General features: G+C 41.0%; 15 protein-coding genes. 10 read left to right on the top strand and 5 right to left on the bottom strand.

The features are described 5' to 3' along the window. Positions 1-35 precede the first annotated feature (35 nt). The 10 genes from BUF11_RS19335 (at position 36) to BUF11_RS19285 (ending at position 16,485) form a co-directional block, all read left to right on the top strand. Positions 36-926, top strand: a complete 891-nt coding sequence (locus tag BUF11_RS19335; protein ID WP_073590513.1) for a M23 family metallopeptidase — start codon at positions 36-38, stop codon at positions 924-926. A 387-nt stretch (positions 927-1,313) separates the two neighbouring features. Beyond that, positions 1,314-3,134, top strand: coding sequence for a glycerophosphodiester phosphodiesterase family protein (locus tag BUF11_RS19330; RefSeq protein WP_175562107.1), 1,821 nt, complete (start codon positions 1,314-1,316; stop codon positions 3,132-3,134). 99 nt (positions 3,135-3,233) lie between these two features. Further along, entirely contained in the window at positions 3,234-3,698 is a 465-nt protein-coding gene (locus BUF11_RS19325; protein WP_073590511.1) for a hypothetical protein, read from the top strand. A 284-nt stretch (positions 3,699-3,982) separates the two neighbouring features. Beyond that, entirely contained in the window at positions 3,983-6,292 is a 2,310-nt protein-coding gene (locus BUF11_RS19320) for an AraC family transcriptional regulator (protein ID WP_073590510.1), read from the top strand. Between the two features lie 308 nt (positions 6,293-6,600). Continuing rightward, on the top strand, positions 6,601-7,518 hold the full coding sequence (locus BUF11_RS19315; RefSeq protein ID WP_073590509.1) for an ABC transporter permease: 918 nt from the start codon (positions 6,601-6,603) through the stop codon (positions 7,516-7,518). Between the two features lie 21 nt (positions 7,519-7,539). Then, entirely contained in the window at positions 7,540-8,418 is an 879-nt protein-coding gene (locus BUF11_RS19310; protein ID WP_073590508.1) for a carbohydrate ABC transporter permease, read from the top strand. A 73-nt stretch (positions 8,419-8,491) separates the two neighbouring features. After that, a complete protein-coding gene (locus BUF11_RS19305) occupies positions 8,492-10,105 on the top strand; it encodes an extracellular solute-binding protein (protein ID WP_073590507.1) in 1,614 nt (537 codons plus the stop codon). 108 nt (positions 10,106-10,213) lie between these two features. Continuing rightward, a complete protein-coding gene (locus BUF11_RS19300) occupies positions 10,214-11,653 on the top strand; it encodes a phosphoglucomutase/phosphomannomutase family protein (protein WP_073590613.1) in 1,440 nt (479 codons plus the stop codon). An 18-nt stretch (positions 11,654-11,671) separates the two neighbouring features. Further along, positions 11,672-14,272, top strand: a complete 2,601-nt coding sequence (locus BUF11_RS19295) for a GH36-type glycosyl hydrolase domain-containing protein (protein ID WP_073590506.1) — start codon at positions 11,672-11,674, stop codon at positions 14,270-14,272. A gap of 125 nt (positions 14,273-14,397) precedes the next feature. Beyond that, positions 14,398-16,485, top strand: a complete 2,088-nt coding sequence (locus tag BUF11_RS19285) for an urease accessory protein UreH domain-containing protein (protein ID WP_084558773.1) — start codon at positions 14,398-14,400, stop codon at positions 16,483-16,485. A gap of 257 nt (positions 16,486-16,742) precedes the next feature. On the opposite strand, the gene BUF11_RS19280 is transcribed toward BUF11_RS19285, so the two are convergent. From BUF11_RS19280 to BUF11_RS19260, 5 genes are all read right to left on the bottom strand, one after another. Then, the gene (locus BUF11_RS19280) at positions 16,743-17,660 is read right to left on the bottom strand and encodes an ABC transporter ATP-binding protein (RefSeq protein WP_073590505.1); all 918 of its coding nucleotides are present in this window, start codon (positions 17,658-17,660) and stop codon (positions 16,743-16,745) included. Position 17,661: 1 nt separating this feature from the next. Then, entirely contained in the window at positions 17,662-18,738 is a 1,077-nt protein-coding gene (locus BUF11_RS19275; RefSeq protein WP_073590611.1) for an ABC transporter ATP-binding protein, read from the bottom strand. 23 nt (positions 18,739-18,761) lie between these two features. Continuing rightward, complete coding sequence (gene opp3C, locus BUF11_RS19270) at positions 18,762-19,823, bottom strand: oligopeptide ABC transporter permease (RefSeq protein ID WP_073590504.1); 1,062 nt, start codon at positions 19,821-19,823, stop codon at positions 18,762-18,764. Further along, a complete protein-coding gene (locus BUF11_RS19265) occupies positions 19,816-20,757 on the bottom strand; it encodes an ABC transporter permease (protein WP_073590503.1) in 942 nt (313 codons plus the stop codon). Before BUF11_RS19265 ends, opp3C begins: the two co-directional genes overlap by 8 nt. A 192-nt stretch (positions 20,758-20,949) precedes the next feature. Beyond that, complete coding sequence (locus BUF11_RS19260) at positions 20,950-22,635, bottom strand: peptide ABC transporter substrate-binding protein (protein ID WP_073590502.1); 1,686 nt, start codon at positions 22,633-22,635, stop codon at positions 20,950-20,952. Between the last annotated feature and the right edge of the window lie 186 nt (positions 22,636-22,821).

Here is a 22,821-nt window from a genome sequence, read left to right as displayed (position 1 = left end):
CATTTCTGGTGAAAATATATCTAGAGGTGATGATAATGAAAAAACATAGCTTAGCTGAATTTTTCAAGAGCAAAAGCTTTTACGTGTTATTGGGCATCGGGGCATTAGCTATCATTGCTATAACGGTAGTCAGCTTAAATCAGCCTTCAGGAAAGAATGAAGGGCAAAATCTTGCAGATTTAAACACGCCTGACTCTAATGTAGCTGATAATGGCTCTCTGGGAGCCACAGATGTTCCTGATAACACAACCCCCTCGGATACTGCTAAAAATGTGCCTGGCAGTTCATCCGGCGGTACCAAAGAAGCTCAGGTGACCCCAACAGAACCAGGCGGTGCCGGAGATAATTTAGAAAGTGCTAATGCAGAAGATGATCCCAATTATAAGCATGCATTAGAAGAAAAGGAAGCAGCAGAAAAAGCAGCAGATGCCAGCAAAGGCAAACAGGAAGATACTGCAAAAGCTGCGGATGACACCAAGGAAGTTATGACAGCCGATTCTTTGTATTTTGATACAGAAAAGGGTCTGTCCTGGCCGATTAATGGTGATGTATTGATTAACTACAGTCCAGACAGAGTGATTTATTTTAAGACCTTAGAGCAGTTCCGCTGCAACCCTGCTGTTGTTATTCAAGCCAAAGTCGGGGCAGAGGTAACAAATGCAGCTACGGGTATAATCACTTCTATTACAAAGGAAGATGAAACAGGTGTTACAGTTAAGGTCAATATCGGAAGCGGATATAGTCTGGTATATGGCCAATTGGATGATAGCCTGAAAGCTAAGGTAGGTGACATGGTAGAAAAAGGAGAAGTCCTTGGAACAATTGCAAAGCCTACTATGTACTACTCCGTAGAGGGAGGCAACCTTTATTTCATGGTAGAGAAGAACAAAGAAACTCTTGATCCCATGACCTTGCTAAAGAAATGATATAACCAGAACAAAAATCATTAAAAAGGCTGTTCCTTACGGGAGTCCAGCCTTTTTTTCGTGTATGGCGTGCAAGGTTTTTTGCCTGTCTTAGCAGGAACAATTACCTGCTTTTAGAATATAATACTATTATGAAAGCAGCCATTCGTGCTTTTTTTGATAATCAAGTACTAAGAGGTCTACATATCTAAAAATTTCGCAGCTGAACTTCTTATACTTTTAGTTTCCTTCTTGAAAAGCACAAATAATATTTGGCTGCTTGACATAGATATGCAAAAAGGTGGGCGAGCGAAAATTTTTTTGCCGCCCATTTTTTGATATGCTTGACTTTAGGAAGTCACTGTGTGTACAATGATATGCATAGATTTATATGACAGGAAACCTAACATGGATAAAATAGAACATAAAAAGATACTTCATATTTATGCCCAAACGATAAAAATAATTGCAAGGAATATTCTTTATCTCGTTATTGGACAGGGTATATTAATGGCTGCCGCGTATTTTCTGCTCTTTCCCCTTGTTAACGAGATAGTGGATATAACATTAAAGCTTACGGGCTACAGCTATATCACAGTAGGGAATATCGACAGCTTTTTGCTCCGACCGGTCACTATTCTAATGCTCTTGATACTGTTTATTATCATTGGTATTTTTCTGACTCTGGATATCTTGTTTTTGATTACTTTTTTTGCACTGACAGAACGTGGGCAGAAAATAAAGATTTCTATCTTGGTAAAGCTTACGGTATACCGTCTTTTCTACTGCCTGAAAAAAGGCAGGGCAGCGGCACTGATTACTTCGTGGATATTAGCCATATTAAGCGGCATACCCTTCATTTTCTTTTCCATATGGCGTTTTCGGATACTTCACTATTATATGGAGGCAGCCCCTGACGGATATCTGGCGCTTGCTGCAATACTTTTTATTGCCGGGCTGCTGCTATTTCTTTATTATGTCGGTCCTTATTATTATCACAGTCTTTTGACCGAAAAAAGCGGAATCCTGGCGGTGAGTAAAAAAGATATTCTGCCTCATGAGCGGAGGAACCTTCTCATTTCAATAAGCGGATGGAATATTCTCCTGGCAGGCGTTTTGTTCCTGATATATGTTTTTACCATGAGTATGACAGCGCTGCTGGTATCCGGTTTCACAGACAGAATACAGGCAACAGCAACCTTTATTGAAGTATATGATAGTATGAGTGTGTATCTTGCACTGATTATCTTTGTATTTGGAATAACCGCCAATATGGCTCTGATTTCCTATACTTTTCACCGTTACAGAAAGCTTAAAATCAACGGACACGAAGAGGCGGAGGGTTTCTTCAAGCCAGCCTATCCCTATAAAAAGATAATATATTTCTTGATAATAGCTTTATTTTCAATTAATTTTTACTATTTTTACCAGGTGGTGCGAAATGGATCAGCTCTTGAATATATGAATATGGAGGATATCCAGGTCACTTCCCATAGAGGTTATTCTCATTCCGTGCCGGAGAATACTCTCGCAGCAGTCAGTAAGGCAATCGCAGAAAAGGCGGATTATGTTGAGGTAGATGTCAGGGTCACAAAGGATGGCGAAATGGTGCTTTTACATGATACCAGCTTAAAAAGGACCACCGGATTTAACAAATATATATGGGATGTACCTTATGAGCAGGTAAGTGAGCTGGATGCCGGAAGCTGGTTTGGGAGTGAGTTTACAGGTACAAAGATTCCCACCCTGCGTGAGCTTTTTGACCTTTGCAAGGGACAGATAAAGATTAACATGGATTTGAAATACCGTAACGATTCGGAAGAGCTTGCACAAAAAGTGGTAGCTCTTATTGGGGAATATGATATGCAAAAGCAATGTGTCATTACATCTACCAGTATTCGCTGCTTAAAGGAGGTAAAGGAAGCAAATCCCGAAATCAGGACGGGGTATATTACGTATGGGATTTACACAAGCCTTTTTGGGAATGATGCAATTGACTTTTTCAGCATGAAATCAAATCTCGTCACAAAGAATATTGTGAATGAAGTGCATAGAAACGGCAAGAAGGTACTTGCCTGGACAGTCAATACCAGAAGTGAAGTAGAACGGTTAAAAAGGCTTGGGATAGATAATATTATAACGGATAATCCAGCCTATATCAGGGAAATCCTTCAAAGAGACGATTCGGATAAATTCCTTACTACTTTATTAAAAGTAATAAAAGAGTAGTTTTGTGTGATTCTTCCTATTGACTGTTAAGCAAGAAAATAATACTATTATAGTAAGTTTATTTGAGGCAAGACTAGCTTGGGCTAAGGAGGAGACTATATGAGTGAAGAAACAAAAGCGCTTGCAGCAAAGCTGTTTAATGATGTTTGGGCTTTGATGGATAAAGAGGGAAGATCGGAAGAGGAAAATTATCTTATGGTCCATATGGTACATGCATCTTTATACCATTGGATACAAGTCGGGACGCCTCATAATATCTATGTAGGGGAATGGCAGGTATCAAGGGTATATGCCCTTCTTGGCAATTTCGATTCCTGTTTATATCATGGAAAGAGAGCCCTTCATTTATGCGAGGTGAATGGTTTCGGGGGATTTGACCTGGCATATGCCTATGAGGCTTTAGCAAGGGCATATCTGGTGAAGGGAAATAAAAGTGAATGTACCAAATATCTGGAGCTGGCATTAAGAGAAGCCGAAAAGGTGGAAAACAAAGAAGATAAAGAAATACTTACAAAGGATTTGGACGAGCTGCAGAATAAGATTATGATACAATTTATGAACTAAAGAAAAGATGTTTTAAGATAGGTGTGAAAAATAATCAGGCAGGGCCTTTTATGAGAATAGAATCATGAAAAGTCCTGTTTTTTTTGTGTGCCATGTGACAGGAGAGCAAGCCATGTCCTGCCCCACCTGACGTATGACTTGTACAAAGGGATATTTCTTGGCAAAGAAGAAAAGAACCGTATATATTTATATAATGTGGATTTTGTGCAATTGAGAAAAGCACAAAAGAACATTATAATGAGACTAGCATGTAACAATCAGCAATAGAAAGAGGTATTCGTCCAATGAACAGAGTAAGGAACTATCTGAACCGAATAGATACCATATTTAACCGCATGATAGCCTCTTTTGTTATTTTAGTTGTACTGGTAGTGCTTATTATCGGAGGGATTTTAACAATACAGTTTTCTTATAACTACAACCGGAAGATAGAGGAATTGGAGCAGTACCGTCTTGAATACCTGGAGCATAAAATCAACAATCTGTTTGAGGAGTCCAACCGGATTATACAGGAAATTACAAGCCTGGGCAATAAAGATAAGGAGCTTCAAAGCTTTTTGTATCATCCCATGAAGAATGATTTTTTCAAGGCGGTTAATTTACTGGAATATCTGCAAATACTAGGTTCTCAAAATGACTCCTTTGTATCAAGCCTTGAGCTTTATGTTCAGAATAATGATGTCTGGATTTCTACCTTTACGGGAATTAACTATACGGAGGAAGATGCAAAGAAATTTAAAGAGAGTCTTGATATATTTGAATCGGAAGTACAGTTCCAAGGCAGTAAAAGATGGATATCAGACAGAATTATGAAGTACAGTACGAGAGAAATACCGGTGTATTCGGTAACTTCCGGTTACCCATTGTATACGGAGGAGGAATCAAGATACAAAGGATATGTTATTGTTAATATACGTAAGGAAGTCCTGCAGGAATTGCTGCGGGATTACCTCACCCGAGGACTGGATGCAGTTGCAATCATAAACAGCCGGGGCGATATTGTAGATGCAGAGGGTAATGTAGAAGGATTTCATAATTTTATGGACAGAGATAAAAAATATATGGATGAGATTCTTGCTAATAAAGGAAAGAAGCGGTTTTATACAGTAAAGGACCATATTATCATGAGCCAGTCTGTTGCCATGGGAGATTGGACGATTGTCAATCTGATTTCTACCAAGGAATATTTTGATGAGACGAGAGCAATCCAGACCAGAATTGTTATAATATCCTTACTGGTGGTCCTGCTTGGAATAGTGCTGTCCTATTGCTTTGCCAGGAAACTATATCAGCCATTTAATACCGTCATGACTAGGTTGATGAAAGCAAAGTTAGACAAAAAGGCGAGGGAAAGTGAATATTATTACATAGACAGGGCAATGGAAGAACTTTGTGACAAAGCGGATGAAAAGGAAAAGGTATTAAATGATAATAAAAACATCATAAAGAGTGATTTTGTTGTAAGGATTCTTACTGCGAAACTAAGTGACAGGAAATCCACGGAGGATAAGCTGAAATTCTTAGGGTATTACTGTGATTATCCGCAGAACCATGTTTTGATGATTAAGATTCATCCCAAAATATATGAAAATCTGGATGAAATGTTAAAGAGTCTGATTATTTATAATATGATTAACTATTTTGATAATTATAAAAATGATTATCTGCAATGCCTGTCGGCTGACTTGTTTGACGGGAAAGTATGCGTAATCGTATCGGAAAAAGGTTCCGGAAAAGAAGAGCTGAAGGCCTTAAGAAATAAGTTCACCGATTATATGAAGATGAATTTCTCTATTGACCCCATTATATTGCAAAGCAGTACTTTTAAAGAACTGGGCATTGCCCACGAGGCATATCTTAGTTTATTAAAGCTGTCGGAGTACGTTTATTTTCTTCCAAGAACGTATTTTATTGATGCAGAAGTGCTGGGAGACAGGCTGGAAAGACAAAGAGATACGATGGATTGTCATTATGAAACCTTCAGTGAAGCGCTGGTTACCAGAGACATTGAAATCATCCGTAAAATACTAAAGGATTTTATTGATGAAGCAAGTATGCTGACGGTTTCAACGAATTATTTAAACGGAGCTATTTTGAAGTATTTATTCATATACAACTATTTCATGAGAGATATTATGAAGGGAAAGGATAATGAAACCCAGCACTTTACGGATGTAAATGACCAGTATGATGTGGAGGATTTCTATTATTGGTTCCTAAGTCTCATAGAAAATACATTCGATGAATTAGATAAAGTGGAGAATAATCCATCAAAAACGGTGGCAGGGCTGATTGAAAAGGTTATTATGGAGAACCTGGGAGAAGAATTGTCCTTAGAATTTATCGCGGAGAAGGTCTTCTTAAGCCCTAAATACATCAGCCGTTTATTTAAGGATGAGAAAGGCATTAATATCACACAGTTTATTACCGACTGCAAATTAAAAAAGGCTGCTAAATTATTAATTGAAACCAATATGCCTTTAGATGAATTGATCAAAAAGATTGGATTTGGCAGTTCCAATTATTTTATTAAGAAGTTTAAGGAAAAATATTCTGTAACACCGGTACAATACCGGCGTAATTCCATTATGTAAAAGCGGTACTTTTATACGTACTGCCGTCTGTAAAGAGCTCTATGAATCTCTTACCTGCACCAGGCAAAGGGAGTTCACAGGGCTTTTTTGTGTAGGTTTCCGGTGAAGACAGGCCATACCAAAAAACCACAGGGGGAAAGCGGAAAAAATGATAAAAAGCAGAAATTCTGCTATTCCCGGTAACAGCCTTAAAGAAGATACTTCATGAAATTATACACGGATAAGGAATATTTTCAATTGAGATTCCAGGCAATTCCCCCTATGATGGGGGTGTAACGTTACTGAGGCAAAAAGAGAGGAGGTTGAAAATGCTATTAAAGAAAATAAAAAAATGTAAAGTGGAATTAAAAACAAATATATGGTTATATATGATGTTTTTACCGGTATTTATCTGGTATTTATTATTTTCCTATCTTCCTATGGGAGGGATGGTTATCGCATTCCAGAAGTACGATATTGTGAAGGGGATATTACATAGTCCATGGGTTGGCTTTCGAAACTTTAAAATATTATTTGATGATCCGTATTTTTTCCGTTTGTTTCGTAACACACTTTTGATGAATGTTTACGGTTTAGTTTTTGGTTTTCCGTTACCGATTATATTAGCCATTGCTTTTAATGAAATACGGCGGAAAAAATTTAAAAAAATAACACAGACGATTAGTTATCTGCCCTATTTTATATCTTCCGTCGTAGTAATGTCCATGGTAATACAATTTGTTTCAACAACAGGCTTGGTGAATGTATTCTTAAATCATCTGGGAATAAAAAGTATTCATTTTCTGCAGGAAGCCAAGTATTTCCGGACTATTTTTATCAGTACGGGAATCTGGCAGGGAACAGGCTTTGGGGCGATTATCTATATGGCGGCTTTGGCGGGGATTTCCAATGACCAGTATGAAGCCGCAACAGTGGATGGTGCAGGCAAGTTCCAGAAAATGATGTACATTACCCTGCCGGGGCTGGCACCTACCATCGTAATTATGCTGTTGATTAATTTAGGTTCTATCCTAAATGTCGGACATGAACGAATTATTCTCTTGTATAATCCATCTATTTACGAGACGGCAGATGTATTTAATTCCTACATCTACAGGGAAGGTATTCTGAACAGAAGGTACAGCTATGGTCAGGCAATGACGATATTTCAAAATGTGGTAGGTTTTGCTTTAGTATACATGGCAAACAAGATCACCAGGAAATTAGATGGAACTACCCTGTGGTAATAAATTGGAAGGCGGTTAAGTATGAAACAAAAAATGGGTGTCAGTGAAATTGCATTTGTGAGTGTATGTTACATCATTATCGTAGTTATATGTATCGCTACACTTTATCCCTTTCTTTACCTGATATCAGCATCCTTAAGTTCGGCTGCCAGTGTCATGCGGAATGAAGTGTTCCTTTTCCCAAAGGATATTACCTTAAGAGCATATACGGTGGTATTAAAGTATAGAGGAATTTGGCTGGCCTATGGAAACACTATATTTTACACCGGCGTCGGCACGGTACTTAGCTTAGTGCTGACTATTCTGGCAGCTTACCCTCTTTCTAAGGAAAGATGGGCACCCAGAAAGGTTATGAGTCTGTTTGTGGTATTTACCATGTGGTTTAGCGGCGGAATGATTCCGTTCTATTTGGTGATGCGAAGTCTTCATCTGCTGGACAGCCGTTTAGGGATATTGCTATATCCGGCCATCAGTGCTTTTTATGTTATTATCTTTCGGACCCACTTTCAAAGTCTTCCGGTATCCCTGGAAGAGTCGGCAAAGTTGGAAGGAGCCAATGACCTGCAGATATTAGTAAAGATTCTTGTTCCCCTGTCAAAGCCGATTATGGCTGCCATAGCACTGTATTATGCAGTCAGCCGTTGGAATTCTTATTTTTGGGAGATGCTCTTACTTAGTGATGATAAAAAAGTACCCGTACAGGTATTGTTACAGAGGATTATCATATCCAGCCAACTGGGTCAGGATATAGCAAAAGCACTATCTCCCGGGGAGGCAAGTATACCGACCACAATTAAGTTTGCGGCAATTATGATAACGACAATACCTATTATTGTAATATATCCATTCCTCCAAAAGTATTTTGTAAGCGGAGCATTGGTGGGCAGTGTAAAAGAATAAGGAAAGGCAGTACCGCAGGTTAGCCTGCGATAAGCATAAGAACTATGTTAAAATAATAAAGAGGAGGATTTTTATGTTATTTCAGCAAGCAAAAAAATGTATGAGTTTAGTTCTGGTATTGGTACTTGCCATCGGCCTGCTGGCCGGCTGTGCCAAAGGAACAAAGGAAGAGAAGACGGGCAGCAACAACGCTGCCACTGATTCCATTACCCAGCCGGAAAGCAGCGAACCGGTGGAAATATCCATGTTTTTACCAAGTCGTCTGCCGGAAGCCATCTATGATAAAGACACAATGACTTTTAAGACATTGGCAGAAAAACTGAATCTGAAGTTAGATATCGAATCTGTAGTTCAAAGTGAAGCAAAACAGAAATTCAGAGTAATTGTTTCTTCCGGTGATTACCCGGATGTTATGGCAGGCACAGTAAGTGATGTTAATACCTTTGGTATGTCCGGAGCTTTTATGCCGCTGGATGACCTTATCGACCAATATGCGCCCAATATTAAAAAATATTTGGTGGAAAATAAAGAAGCGATGGCACAGTGTGTCGGCAGCGACGGTAAGATATACGGAATTCCCATGTTATCTGCCATACGTACGGCTATGGGATATAACATCCGTATGGACTGGCTTAAGAAACTGAATTTGGAAGTTCCCGTTACTATTGATGACTGGCACAATGTCCTGACAGCGTTTAAAACCAATGATTTAAACGGCCATGGAGCCGGTGATGTCACGCCTTTAATCTTTGACCGTGCCTGGGAAAATTATTTTATGAATTTTGCGGATGCCTGGGGAATCGAACTAAATGGAAACAATGATTATTGGATGATAAAAGACGGGGAAGTAGCTTTTGCTCCCATCCTTCCGGAAACAAAGGAATTTCTGGCTACTATGGCAAAGTGGTATAAGGAAGGCTTGATTGACAGTGAATTCATTACAAGGGAAGACACAAATAATTACCATATCTTAAATAATAAAGCAGGTGCCACCTGTTATTGGACCGGATATATTGCAGGACAGAATATCAATTCTGAAGTATTGAAAAACGATCCAAATACAAACTGGCAGGTAATTCAGCCCCCTGTGTTAAAAGAGGGACAGGATCCAAAGACCTACAGCCAGCAGTCAGCAATAGTAGGTTTTTCTTGGGCAATATCAAGTTCTGCAAAAAATGCCGAAGATATTATCAAGATGTTTGACTATGTTTATAGCGATGAAGGCTCCCTGCTGTTTAACTTTGGTATCGAGGGAGACAGTTATGAGATGGTAAATGGGGTGCCACAGTATACGGATAAGGTTAACAACAGTGAAGGCGGACGTGTCAACTGGTTACGTGCCAACGGATTGCAGGCATTAATCGGAATAAGGCAGATGCCGGAATATGAAGCAGCTTCCTGTGCAAATGAGGATGTGAAAGCGCAATTGTTCAACTATATCGACAAGGATTATTTCTATCCCTATAACCCTACTTTAACGCTGACAGCAGCAGAGCAGGAAATCTATGATATTAAGATGAGTGCTGTTAAGACCTATGTTGATGAAGAGCTTCTTAAGTTCTTCATAGGCTCAAGACCCATCGGGGAATTTGACGATTTTGTTTCCAGAGTAAAGGAACTGGGTATTGATGAGATGACGACCTTAAAGAAACAGGCTTATGACAGGTATAAATCAGTAGCAGAATAAAAAGATAAATATCGGAGCTGTTGCATTTTGAGTAATCTGCAACAGCTCCCTGTAAGTATGCGGAGAAAATGTAAAGAAAACACAGGACGGACAGGAAAGGAAAATGAAATGTTAAGTTTTGGTACAGGCGGATGGAGAGCAATTATAGGAGACGAATTTACAAGGGATAACATCTCATCACTTGCGCAGGCTATTGCAGATTACATAAAGAATCAGGCAGACCAGAGAGAAGCATTAGGATTTGTTATCGGTTACGACAGGCGCTTTCTATCACAAAAAGCAGCAGTATGGATGAGTGAAGTTATGGCGGCAAATGGATTAACAGTCTATTTTATCAAAGAAGTGGCACCTACCCCTTTGATTATGTATACCATCTTAAGCAGTGGGCTGGAGTATGGGATAGCCGTTACGGCAAGCCATAATTCTTCAGACTATAATGGCGTAAAATTATTTGTGGATGGAGGAAAGGATGCTACCCAGGATATAACAGACCAGGTAGAGGTGAATTGGAACCGCTTAAAGCAAAAAGATATCAAAAGGATGGAATATGATGAAGCTCTAAGGCTTGGCAGGATTCAGATAACAGATCCTTTTAACAGCTATATAGATAATATTTTAAGCAGCATTGAGCTGGAAAAAATTAAGGAAAGGCGTTTGAAAATATTAATTGATCCCATGTATGGTGTTTCCAGAACCTGCCTTGCGGCTGTGCTGGTATCCGCAAGATGCCAGGTTGACGTTATTAATGACCGGCATGACCCATTATTCGGAGGCAGATTGCCATCCCCCTCTGCCAATACCCTAAATAAGTTAAAGGATATGGTAGTGGAGAGAAATTATGACCTGGGAGTTGCAACCGACGGAGATGCAGACAGGCTCGGTATCGTTGATGAAAAGGGAAATTTCATCCATCCCAACGATATTCTGGTGCTTTTGTATTACTATCTGCTGGAATATAAGAAGCTAAGGGGCAGCGTTGTAAGAAATATCGCTACGACCCATCTGCTTGACCGTATTGCAATAGATCACGGGCAAGTATGCTATGAGGTTCCGGTTGGATTTAAGCATATCAGCAGTGCTATGGAAGAGCATCAGGCAATCATTGGCGGAGAGAGCAGCGGCGGACTGACTATAAACGGCCGTATCCGCGGTAAAGACGGGATCTTTGCAGCTGCCTTAATGGCAGAGCTGATCAGTGTGGCGGGGAAAAATATATCCGGACTGTTAGAGGAGATTCATGAGCGCTACGGAAGACTTTGGTCAGAGGAGCGGGATTATTCTTTTTCGGAGAAAAGAAAAAAAGAACTGTACCGTCTTTTGTTTGAAGAAAAGAAACTTCCAGCTTATTCTGAACCGGTAAAACATATCAGCTATCTGGATGGGGTAAAAATATATTTTGAAAATGACGGGTGGATTATTGTGCGTTTTTCCGGTACGGAACCGGTGCTTCGCATATTTTCCGAAATGGAGTCAAAGGAAGAGGCATATGAAGCAGTAAAACAGATGGAAGAATTTTTACAGTTGAATCAGATAAAAGCCACAGCCTAGGAAGGGAGGCCGCTATATATGAGGATGGAGGAAGAGATTGATTTCTACGCAAAACAATTGCAGCTGATACAGGAGAAAAGTGAAGAAATCTGTGCGATGCCGGGAAATACGTATTTTCTTAGTGACGGGAGCATATTGTGCTTTCCGAGAAAGGACGGAGATAACCGCTTTCCCTACGGCACAAAAGGATTTAATTTCTGGACCTATGCTTCCGGGTATATGCATGCAAACGATGGACTGTTTTCTCCCTTCATACGGGCAAATGAGGGGCAGGAACCAAAGATTGCTTTCTTTGCAGGATGGAAGGGAGAAGATAACTATGAGGTCCTTTCTTTGCTGGCAGTACCAAGGCTTCCGGAAACAAAGTTCCCGGAAGTTATACGGTATACGGTCTTTAACAGGACCTGTACTAACTATATCACACAAGTCAGACAGATGAGGTTTGCTATTCGTGTGCTGGCAGATGAAAAGAAAGGAATGTACTTTACGGTTTTAATGCAAAACTTTGGAGACAAAGAGCAGGAATTCTATTTATCGCCTTATGTTAACCCATTTTTAAGCAATAGTATCTTTGAGAATTCAGAGCACAGATGGTTTCGAAAGGGGGAGTTCAAAAAAGGCGGGACCGATGACTCCGGACGGTTTATCTTTTCTGTCAATGAAGATTTATCCCGCACGAAATCCGTTACCAATTATGGTGTCCTTGAACAGAAGGTAATCCTGACAGAGGGGTGCCGTTTACAAAAGCAGGAGGCCACAACATCCAGATACCAGTATGTGGGCGGAATTTACAGCAGTCTACATATTGGGGAAGCTCTAAAGAGAGGAGGGTTTGGAAAGGCAGTCCATACTACGGCATTTAATGATACTGCCATTGCAGGAGAACTGCTATATTTTTCTGTTCCTGCCCGCCAGTCCGTACGTTTGGAGCTTACCTTCCGCTATTGCATCCATTCGGATAGTTCGAAAGATCTCGAGTTATTATTACAAAAGCAGAATCCCTGTCAGACTGATGAACTGGTCCAGGCTAAGAACAGGGAAGAGAAGGAGGAAGATAAAAGATTATTGGCTGAATTCGGAACTTCTGCCGTAAAAGGTTTTGATAACAGGGTGTTCACACATTTTTTTACCTATCTAAAGTACCAGGTTACCTTCTGCTCTTTGATTAAAGGATATGTCCAGCTGGCAGAGAGTTCCCTGATTGGTATAAGGGATGTGTTTCAGGCAATAGAAGGGATGCTGTATTATAACCCGGAAGCAGCAAGAGCTAAAATGCTGGAAGCCTTAGGCTTTATTGCGCCAAATGGAAGATGCCCAAGGCAGTATGCCCTTCCGGTTAGCAAGGATGCGGCACCGGTAATGGATTTAAGAGAATTTATCGACCAGGGGGTATGGGTCATCAATACGTTGACGGCCTATCTGAAATTCACCGGAGATTTTGAAATATTAGAAGAATCCTGCGGCTATTATGAGATTGTGGATGAGAAAAGAAGAAGTGTAAGATTAAGCGCTAAGACGGACAGTGTCCTGGCCCATATGCTTTGTATTATGGATTATCTCATACAGAATCAGGACCCGGTGACGGGCTGTATCAGGGCACTTTACGGGGATTGGAACGATGCCCTTGACGGATTGGGAGTGAGCATGGACGGTACAGGGGAGTTTGGCAACGGGGTATCGGTTATGGTAACTCTTCAGGTATATCAGAATCTTTATGATATGGAGGAGCTGCTGCAACTTCTGGGTGGCTATGAGGAAATAATTAAAAGCTATCAAAAGGTATCGGAGGAAATAGAAAAGGGCCTTAAAAGACATGCAGTAATAGAGAATGAAGAGGGAGAGAAGCGGATTGTACACGGCTGGGGCGACAGGCAGGCCTATTATGTAGGAAGCTATCAGGATCCCGATTTGGTTTCCCGTTATGGGATTACCTCCAATGCTTTCTGGGTAATAAGCGGCCTGTACAAAAAGGATAGAGAAAGAAAAGAAATGATATTGGAGGCCTTTGCACATTTGGATTCCCGATTTGGACTTAAAACCTTTGAGCCGTATTTTAAGCCGGATACTCCGGGAGTCGGACGGATTTATAAATTGCCTCCAGGTACAGCAGAGAACGGTGCTGCTTATATTCACGCCACTGCCTTTGGAATTATGGCATTATTTATGATGGGGGAACCGGAAAAAGCCTGGGAACAATTAAGGAAGATTCTGCCCTTTACCCATGAACATATATCCTGCTCCCCTTATGTAATGCCAAATTCCTATGGTGATAATCTTTTCTTAAATATTGACGGGGAATCCATGCAGGACTGGCAGACGGGAAGTTCCAATGTAGTATTAAAGATTCTTCTGCGCTTTGTCTTCGGCTTTCAGGCGGAATACGGCGGATTCTTTCTGCAGCCTGCAGCCTGGATTCCTTTTGAAAACTATCAGTTCAGCCTGAAATACCAAAATAGCCTGCTGCAGATACACTATTGCAAGAAGAACAGCAAAAAGCGTACTTTCTTTGTAAATCAGGAGGTATATCCTTCTATATGGGATGAAGATATGAAAATTGATAAATTGTGGATGGATAAAAAAGACTTAAAAGAAACGGTTATCATTTTAATAGAAGACTAAAAAGTTCAAAATTTATATCCTGTAAAAAAATACAAGTTATTTTTAGAAAAATCTCCATAGTATCTCCATATCGGACAGCTACAATAAGATTATATTTTTGAGTGAGCAAGTACAGGAGGAAGGGTATGGAGAATACTAAGATTCATGGGGTTCTTATGGTCGAAGGCCTTAAGGATGAGATAAGTGCGGAAAAGATAGAAGAAGTACTTAGAGCCTGTAAAGGAGTTCTGCAGGTAAAAGCAGTCCTGCAAAGCGCCAATATTTATCTGACATATGAAAAAGAAGAAGTAAGCCTGGAAGAGTTAGCGGATGCAGTGGAAAGCTTAGGTTACCGGGTTTTAAACAAGCCTGCGGGAAGCAGGGTTTTTAACAGTACCCTGACCGGTCTGGTCCTTTCCATTAAAGGAATGTCCTGCGTATCCTGTGAAGCTAAAATTGAAAAAAGACTGAATGAGCTAAAAGGAGTGGAGAAAGCAAAGGTCAGCTATAAGAATGCAAATGCAGTTATTTCCTACAACTCCCAGGTGATAAGCCAGGGGCAGATAGAAAAGGAAATTGAAAAACTGGATTATGGCATTGGCAGAGAAAAGGACAGAAAAACAGGTAAGGGTGCGGAAGGCTTAAACCAAATACTTGGAATCGGAATTATACTGCTTGCAGTTTATTTGATACAGAAAAATACCGGTGTCTTTCAGTTTGTGCCTCAGATAAATCAGAATATGAGCTATGGAATATTGTTTTTAGTGGGTATTCTTACATCGGTCCACTGTATTGCCATGTGCGGAGGAATCAATCTATCCCAGTGTGTGCCTGCTAATGCCAGGGAGACAGCGGGAAGCGGAATATCAAAATATAAGCCGGGACTTTTATATAATGCCGGCAGGGTAGTATCTTATACGGTTATTGGAGGTATCGTGGGGGCTTTTGGTTCTGTTATAAGCCTGTCGGGTACGGCGAGAGGAGCAGTAGCAGTAATCTCCGGTATCTTCATGGTAGTTATGGGGCTGAATATGCTGAACATTTTTCCGGCTTTAAGAAAAATCATGCCCCGCATGCCAAAGATATTCCGAAAGAAACTGGCGGCGTCAGGAAGAATGAAAGGACCTTTTTATATCGGACTTTTAAACGGATTAATGCCCTGCGGACCTCTTCAGTCCATGCAGCTGTATGCCCTTGGAACAGGGAGCTTTATAGGAGGGGCCCTGTCCATGCTCCTATTCAGTCTTGGTACCGTTCCTCTGATGTTTGGCTTTAGTGCCGTAGCAGGGCTGTTAAGCAGTAAATATACGAAGAAGATGATGAAGATAAGCGCTGCGCTGGTCATGGCCCTTGGAGTTATTATGCTAAACAGAGGTTTAAGCTTATCCGGCATTGACCTTGTCCATGCCTCCATTACAGCAGAAGCGGGAAATACAGCAAAAGTAGAAGAAAATGTCCAGGTTGTTACAACGAAACTGCAGTCAGGAAGCTATGAGCCTATCGTAGTGCAAAAAGGTGTTCCTGTTAAATGGATCATAAAGGCTGAAAAGAAGGACCTCAATGGCTGCAATGATACAATTATCATACCAAAATATAACATACAGGCGGCCTTAAAGGAAGGGGACAATATCATTGAATTTACCCCTGACGAGACAGGTACAATTCCTTATTCCTGCTGGATGGGAATGATACGAAGCAGCATAGAGGTGGTAGATAATATCAATACCGAATCTGGTAAAGATACGGTTATATCAAAGAGCCAAAATCTGCTGGAGGATAGCAGTACATCCGGCGGCTGCTGCGGTACGACGCCAAAAGGTTTTGAGAACGGCAAGATTCCTACTGATAATATAACGGTTGCCGAAGTAAAGGATGGAAAGCAGGAAGTAACTGTTACAGTAGATGGCAACGGATACACACCAGCCGTCATTGTACTGCAAAAGGGTGTGGATGCCAGGATTAAGTTTGAAGGCAAGGATTTAAACAGCTGCAACAGTACTGTGGTATTTCCGGAATATCAGGGGCAGATTGACTTAACAAAGGAGACAGAAACTCCCTGGCTTCCTACCACAGCGGATTACACTTTTCAGTGCAGTATGAATATGCTTCACGGTTATGTAAAGGTAGTGGATGATGTTAAGAATGTCAACCTGGATGAAATCAAAAGTGAAGTGGGAAATTACACACCCTCTGCCGGTTCTTCCTCCGGAGGCTGTTGCGGCGGTGAAGAGTAGTGTGAATTATTAAAAGCATAATTCACACCCTGATTTGAGGCAGTAAATCATCTGCAAGCAGATGATTTATGCCATGGGAGCTAGTGTGAAAAATAGAAAGCATTTTTCACTTTTGATTTAGGCAGTTTCGCAAGTAAACTTGCGAAATGCATGGGTGTTAGTGTGAAATAAAAATGAGTGTAAGCCTGACAAAAGGAATATCTCCTTTGTTACTGCTTACACTCATTTCTATTTCACAGCCTTTTTAGCCACAGCCTTTATGTCCAGGCTTTTAGCTCTGTTTCGGTAGCCAGTACATAATGCTGTCCGCCGATATGCTGCTGCACTCCTTTTGTATAATCGATTCCGCTGGTGCCATAATCGTAGGACATGGCAATCCGTTTCTTTTCTATCTTAGGATTGGCCTGCGGGATGGCAGAGAGCAGGGATTTGGTATAAGGATGAATAGGGTTTTGAAATATCTCATCCTTGGTTCCGGTCTCAACCATATGTCCCAGATGCAAAACACCAATGCGGTCTGAAATATACTTTACCATCGATAAATCATGGGCGATGAAAAGATAAGCAGTTCCGGTTTCCTGCTGAATATCTTTCATAAGATTAATAACCTGTGCCTGTATGGATACATCAAGAGCGCTGATGGCTTCGTCTGCAATAATCAGGTCAGGATTCATAATCAGGGCTCTGGCGATACCGATACGCTGCCTTTGTCCGCCGGAAAACTGGTGGGGGTAGCGGTTGGCATGTTCTCTTGAAAGACCAACCATATCAAGTATGCGGTAGACCTTTTCCTTTCTCTCTTGCTGTGAGGCATACATATGGTGGATATCAAGTCCCTGTGCAATGATATCTATGACCTTCTTGCGGGGATTTAAGCATGCCATGGGGTCCTGGAATATCATCTGCATCTTGGTCCTTAGATGGGTGGTATCCTTGGCGGAAAGCTTCCCGGATATATTCACACCCTGAAAGAGGATATCACCTTCTGTCGGTTCATAAAGTCTTATGATGGAACGGCCGATGGTGGATTTTCCGCTTCCGGATTCTCCTACCAGGCCATAGGTCTCACCGGGATAGAGTACAAAAGAGACGCCGTCCACGGCCTTTATGATAAAGCGGCGGTTTATTCTAAAATATTGCTTTAGATCTTTTACTTCCAATAAGGGCTGTGCCATCTTATTTCGCCTCCTTTAGCATGTAATCAATTCTTTGGCGTAATTCTCCCGGCATCTCCACCTTAGGAGCATTTTCATGAAGAAGCCAGGTAGAGGCATAATGGGTATCGGTAATGTGAAACATCGGCGGCTCCTTGCGAAAGTCGATATTAAGGGCATAGATATTTCTGGGTGCAAAGGAGTCTCCTTCAATCCGGTGCAAGAGGTTTGGCGGACTTCCTGGTATGGTATAGAGCTTGTCATCATTACAGTTAAGGTCCGGCATGGCAGAGAGAAGTCCCCAGGTATAAGGGTGCTTCGGATCATAGAAAATCTCATCCACAGTACCCTTTTCTACAATCTTTCCGGCATACATAACGGCTACATAGTCTGCTACCTTTGCAACAACGCCCAAGTCATGAGTGATATAAATAACGGATATGCCTGTCTTTTCCTGAATGTCCTTAATTAATTCCAGTATCTTGGACTGAATAGTAACATCCAGCGCAGTGGTGGGCTCATCACAGATTAATAGCTCAGGGTCACAGGCCAGGGCAATTGCAATGACAACTCTCTGGCGCATACCGCCGGAGAGCTGATGAGGATAATTCTTCATGCGCTTTTCCGGATTGGTAATGCCAACTAACTCTAAGAGGGATACAGCCTTTTGGTAAGCTTCCTTCTTAGGCGTTTTATAGTGGTAAATCATACCTTCCATAATCTGCGCACCAACCGTCATGGTGGGGTTTAAGGAGGTCATAGGGTCCTGAAATACCATAGAGATACGCTTTCCATTGATACGTCTCCGTATTTCTTTTTTGGAGAATTTTAATAAATCTTCCTTTATCTCTTTGTCTCCCCTGTGATAGGTAAATTCGATGCTTCCGCTGTCTATTCTGCCGTTATTGCTTAAGATGCCCATAATGGCTTTTACAGTTACGGATTTACCGCTGCCGCTTTCACCAACAATAGCCAGGGTTTCTCCTTTATAGAGGGAGAGATTCATGCCTCTTATGACATTCACTTCGCCGGCAGAGGTTTTAAAAGTTATTGACAGGTCCTTAATGGAGAGGACTTTCTCTTTTTTCTTATTTTCCATTTTTATAACCATGCTCCTTTCAACTATACCTCTTTCATCTTCGGGTCAAAGGCATCTCTTAGGCCGTCAGCCACCAGGTTAAAGCTTAACATGATAATTGCCAGAACAATAACTGGAAATACAATCATGTAAGGATGGGTGGTAAAGGATTTAAAGGCATCACTGATTAAAGTACCAAGAGAAGCAAGGGGCTGCGGCACACCAAGACCGATAAAGGCTAAGAAGGCCTCGGTAAAGATGGCATTGGGAATGGAAAACATGGACATAACAATTAACTGCCCAAATATATTCGGAAGGATTTCACGGAATATAATAAAGAAATCTTTGGCACCCAATGTCTTTGAAGCCAGGATAAATTCCTGCTCCTTAAGTTTCAATACCTGAGCTCTTGCAATCTTACTCATACCAATCCAGCCGGTTATAGCCAGGGCCAGGGTAATGGTCAGCAATCCCGGTCTGAATACAAGAATCAAAAGAGTTACAATAACAAGAGTAGGAATTCCGTTTAATATTTCTGAAAATCTCTGAAGGAACATATCCACCTTGCCGCCAAAATAGCCGGAGATAAGTCCGTATCCCATACCAAAGCACATATCTACTAAAACGGCTACCAGAGCAATGTAGAGAGAGATACGGGTTCCGATCCAGGTTCTCGTGAAGATATCGCGTCCCAGTACATCGGTGCCGAACCAGTAATAAACATCTTCAAGACCGGTTGTTTTAGAAGAGTCAGCCGAAATGTACTTGTTCTGCTTTATTGCTCCCTGGGAGGTGTGCATTTTTTCCGAACCGTCCAGAAAGCCGATCTTTTCAAGTCCCGGAACTCTTGGAGCCAGGTTCTGGTGGGTGATATTTTGGTCATAGTACGTGCGGCCGCTCATGTGAGGACCTACTATAGCCATAAGAATAACCAGGAGGATGAAGATAAGTCCCACAACGGCCCCCTTATTATTTGTAAAGCGCTTTAGGATATCATGCCAATAGGATTGGCTTGCATAAGTTTCATCTATCTGGGATATCTTTTCACTTCCTAGAAGGTCAAAATCACCAGGCAGAAATTCTGTTTTTATGTTTGGATTATTCATTGCCAGCCCCCTTTACAAGTCTGATTCTGGGATCGATAACACCGTACAGGATATCGACTATTAGCATAATGCCAATGTACATTAAGCTGTAGATAAAGGTCAGGGCCACTACAACATTGTAGTCATTGGACTGTATGGCAGATACTAAAAGACTTCCGATGCCCGGTATGGAAAAGAGCTTTTCAATTACCAGACTTCCTGTCATAAGACCGACTACCAGAGGGGCCAGAACAGTTATGATAGGAATCAGGGCATTTCTTAAAGCATGCCTGAAAATGAGGCGGAAGCTGTTAATACCTTTGCTTTCCGCAAGCAGCATGTAATCAGAGCCCAGGACTTCAAGCATTTCAGTTCTTGTAAATCTGGCAACAGTTGCAATGGTAAACATGCAAAGGGAAATCGTAGGCATAATCGAGGAGTCAAAAGGTTTCTTTACATCATAGAGGATAGGAAACCATTTTAAACGAAAGCCTAAACCATATATCAAAGCCATGGCGAATACGTAGGAAGGAAGGCTGACACCCAATACGGAAATAACCGTTGTGATAGTATCGAATATGGTATTATGCTTTATGGCAGCAATAAGACCCAGAATAAGACCTATAACGGTTCCAATAAGAATCGCCTGTCCGCCCAGCCTTAAGGATATGGGAAGCCTTGTCTGAAGGAGGGATGTAATAGGTGTATTTTTCGATATCGTATAGGAAACTCCGAAGTCACCGGAGAGCATTGCCTTAATGTAATTAAAAAACCTTATGAGCATTGGTTTATCCAAGCCATACTTTTTATTTAAGATTGCCTTTTGTGCAGCAGTCAGTTTTTCATCGTTAAATGGTGAACCTGGCATAAATTCAAGCATTAGGAATAATACCAGCAGGATTACCAATAATGTCACGATAGAAATTGCTACCCTTTTAAGTATATATTTTTTCACGTAACCACTCTCCTTACCATATACAATGCATAAATGACGCTGTCAACGGTGAGTTAACACGCCTGACAGCGTCATAAATATATATATGGATATCTGTTTAATAGAATATTTCAATAATATCTGAATTATTATTCCAACATCCATAATTGAAATCAAAAGTCCAGGTTAATAAGTTCAGTCATTAATTCCAATCTACTTCTTCGTTGCATCCTTATAGATACGGTTAATGCCTACAGAGTGGAATTCAATGCCTTCTACACCGGATTTAATCATTACGGCATCACCCTTTTGATATACAGGGAAGATTACGGCATTATCCATTACAATTTTTTCTGCATTCTTTAAGGCTTCCCATCTCTTAGCAGGATCTAAGGCAAGTTCGCCTTTCTTGGCAGATTCGATAATAGCATCATAGTCAGAGTTAGACCAGAAACCATAGTTGTTTGGATTACCGGTTTCCCACATATCCAGATATGTCATAGGATCTGAATAGTCAGGACCCCAACGTGTAAGTCCAAGTTCAAAGTCGCCGGACTGCATTCTTTCTACACGGTTTTTCTTCGGCATGGTTTCAATCTTAATGGTAATGCCGGGAAGAGTGGTCTGGATTTCAGACTGGATAAACTGTGCAACGTTCTGAGCAGATTCCGTATCTTCAACAATCATGGTGTATGTTAATTTATCTATGCCAAGCTCTGCCTGAGCTTTCTTCCAGTAATCCTGAGCTTTTGTCTTATCACTGGGAAGGTAAGTACCAGTGGTTTCGCGGAAATCTTTTCCGTCAGGACCGGTAGCAAGGAGAGTAGGAACAGCAAAATCAGCTACAATAGAACCATCTTTTAAGATATTGCTTACGATAGCGGATTTGTCATAGGCAAGTGCCAGAGCCATACGAAGATTCAGGTTCTCAAGTCCTTTTACCTTCTGGTTCGGGGAGATGTACCATAAGTAACCAGCCATAATATTGTGGAACTCTGTATCAGCCTGGAACTGTTCTACCTGCTCACCGGAAAGGGTAACAACGTCTAAGTCACCGTTCTGATAGGAAAGCATAGCTGTCTGGGAATCCTTGATTACCTGATAATTGATGCCATCCAAACCAACCTTGCCAGCATCCCAGTAGTCAGGATTTTTTACTAAGGAAATAGTAGTTGCAGCAGGCTCATAAGATGTAATCTTAAAAGCACCGTTGCTTAAAATCGTATCCGGTGAAGTACCGTAGCTATCCCCTGCGTTGGTAAAGAAATCTTCATTTACCGGCAGAAAGGAAGGGAATGCCAACAGGGATTCAAAGAAAGGAACCGGAACATCAAGCTGAACTTCTAAGGTCTTGTCGTCCTTTGCTGTTACGCCTAATTCTTCAATACCTTTTTTGCCTCCGATAATATCGGCAGCATTCTTGATGTTTGCGATTTCTGCAATAAAGGAATATTCACTGGCAACTGTGGGATCTACCAATCTCCTCCAGGCAAATACGAAATCTTTCGCAGTAACGGGAGTTCCGTTAGACCATTTTGCGTCCTTTAAGGTGAAGGTATAGGTAAGTCCGTCATCGCTCTTTTGTACGTCTTGTGCCATTGCAAGTGCCGGAAGACCGGAAGCGTCAATGGTGTAGAGACCTTCTGTAACATCAGATAATACTTCAAAGGAAGTACCGTCCGTTGCTATCTGCGGATCCAAAGAAGCAACTTCCACATCGAATTGAACATTTAATACATTGCCGCCGGCAGCATTTTCATCCGTACCTTCTGTAGCGGCAGGTGAATCTGTACCTGCATTATTCGTCTTTTCTTCCGTGTTTTTACCGCTGCAGGCAGTTAAGGATAATACCAAAACAAGAGAAAAGAATAATGCCACTAATTTTTTCACTTTTATCACAAATGTTCCTCCTTTTTAATGGAAACAAAAAACGGCCGCAAAAAGGAAACCTTTTCGCGACCGCTTTGTCTCGTAAATATTATGGGTCTATTATATTATATATAATGTATTTGTCAACTAATATTTGATAAATAATGAACATTTCCATAACTTTACTCTTGTATTTTAAATGTATAAATCATATTT

This window comes from Anaerocolumna xylanovorans DSM 12503, from assembly GCF_900143645.1.
GTDB lineage: Bacteria > Bacillota > Clostridia > Lachnospirales > Lachnospiraceae > Anaerocolumna > Anaerocolumna xylanovorans.
Note: the sequence above shows the minus strand (reverse complement) of the source record. Positions and strands in the feature narration are given on the sequence as shown.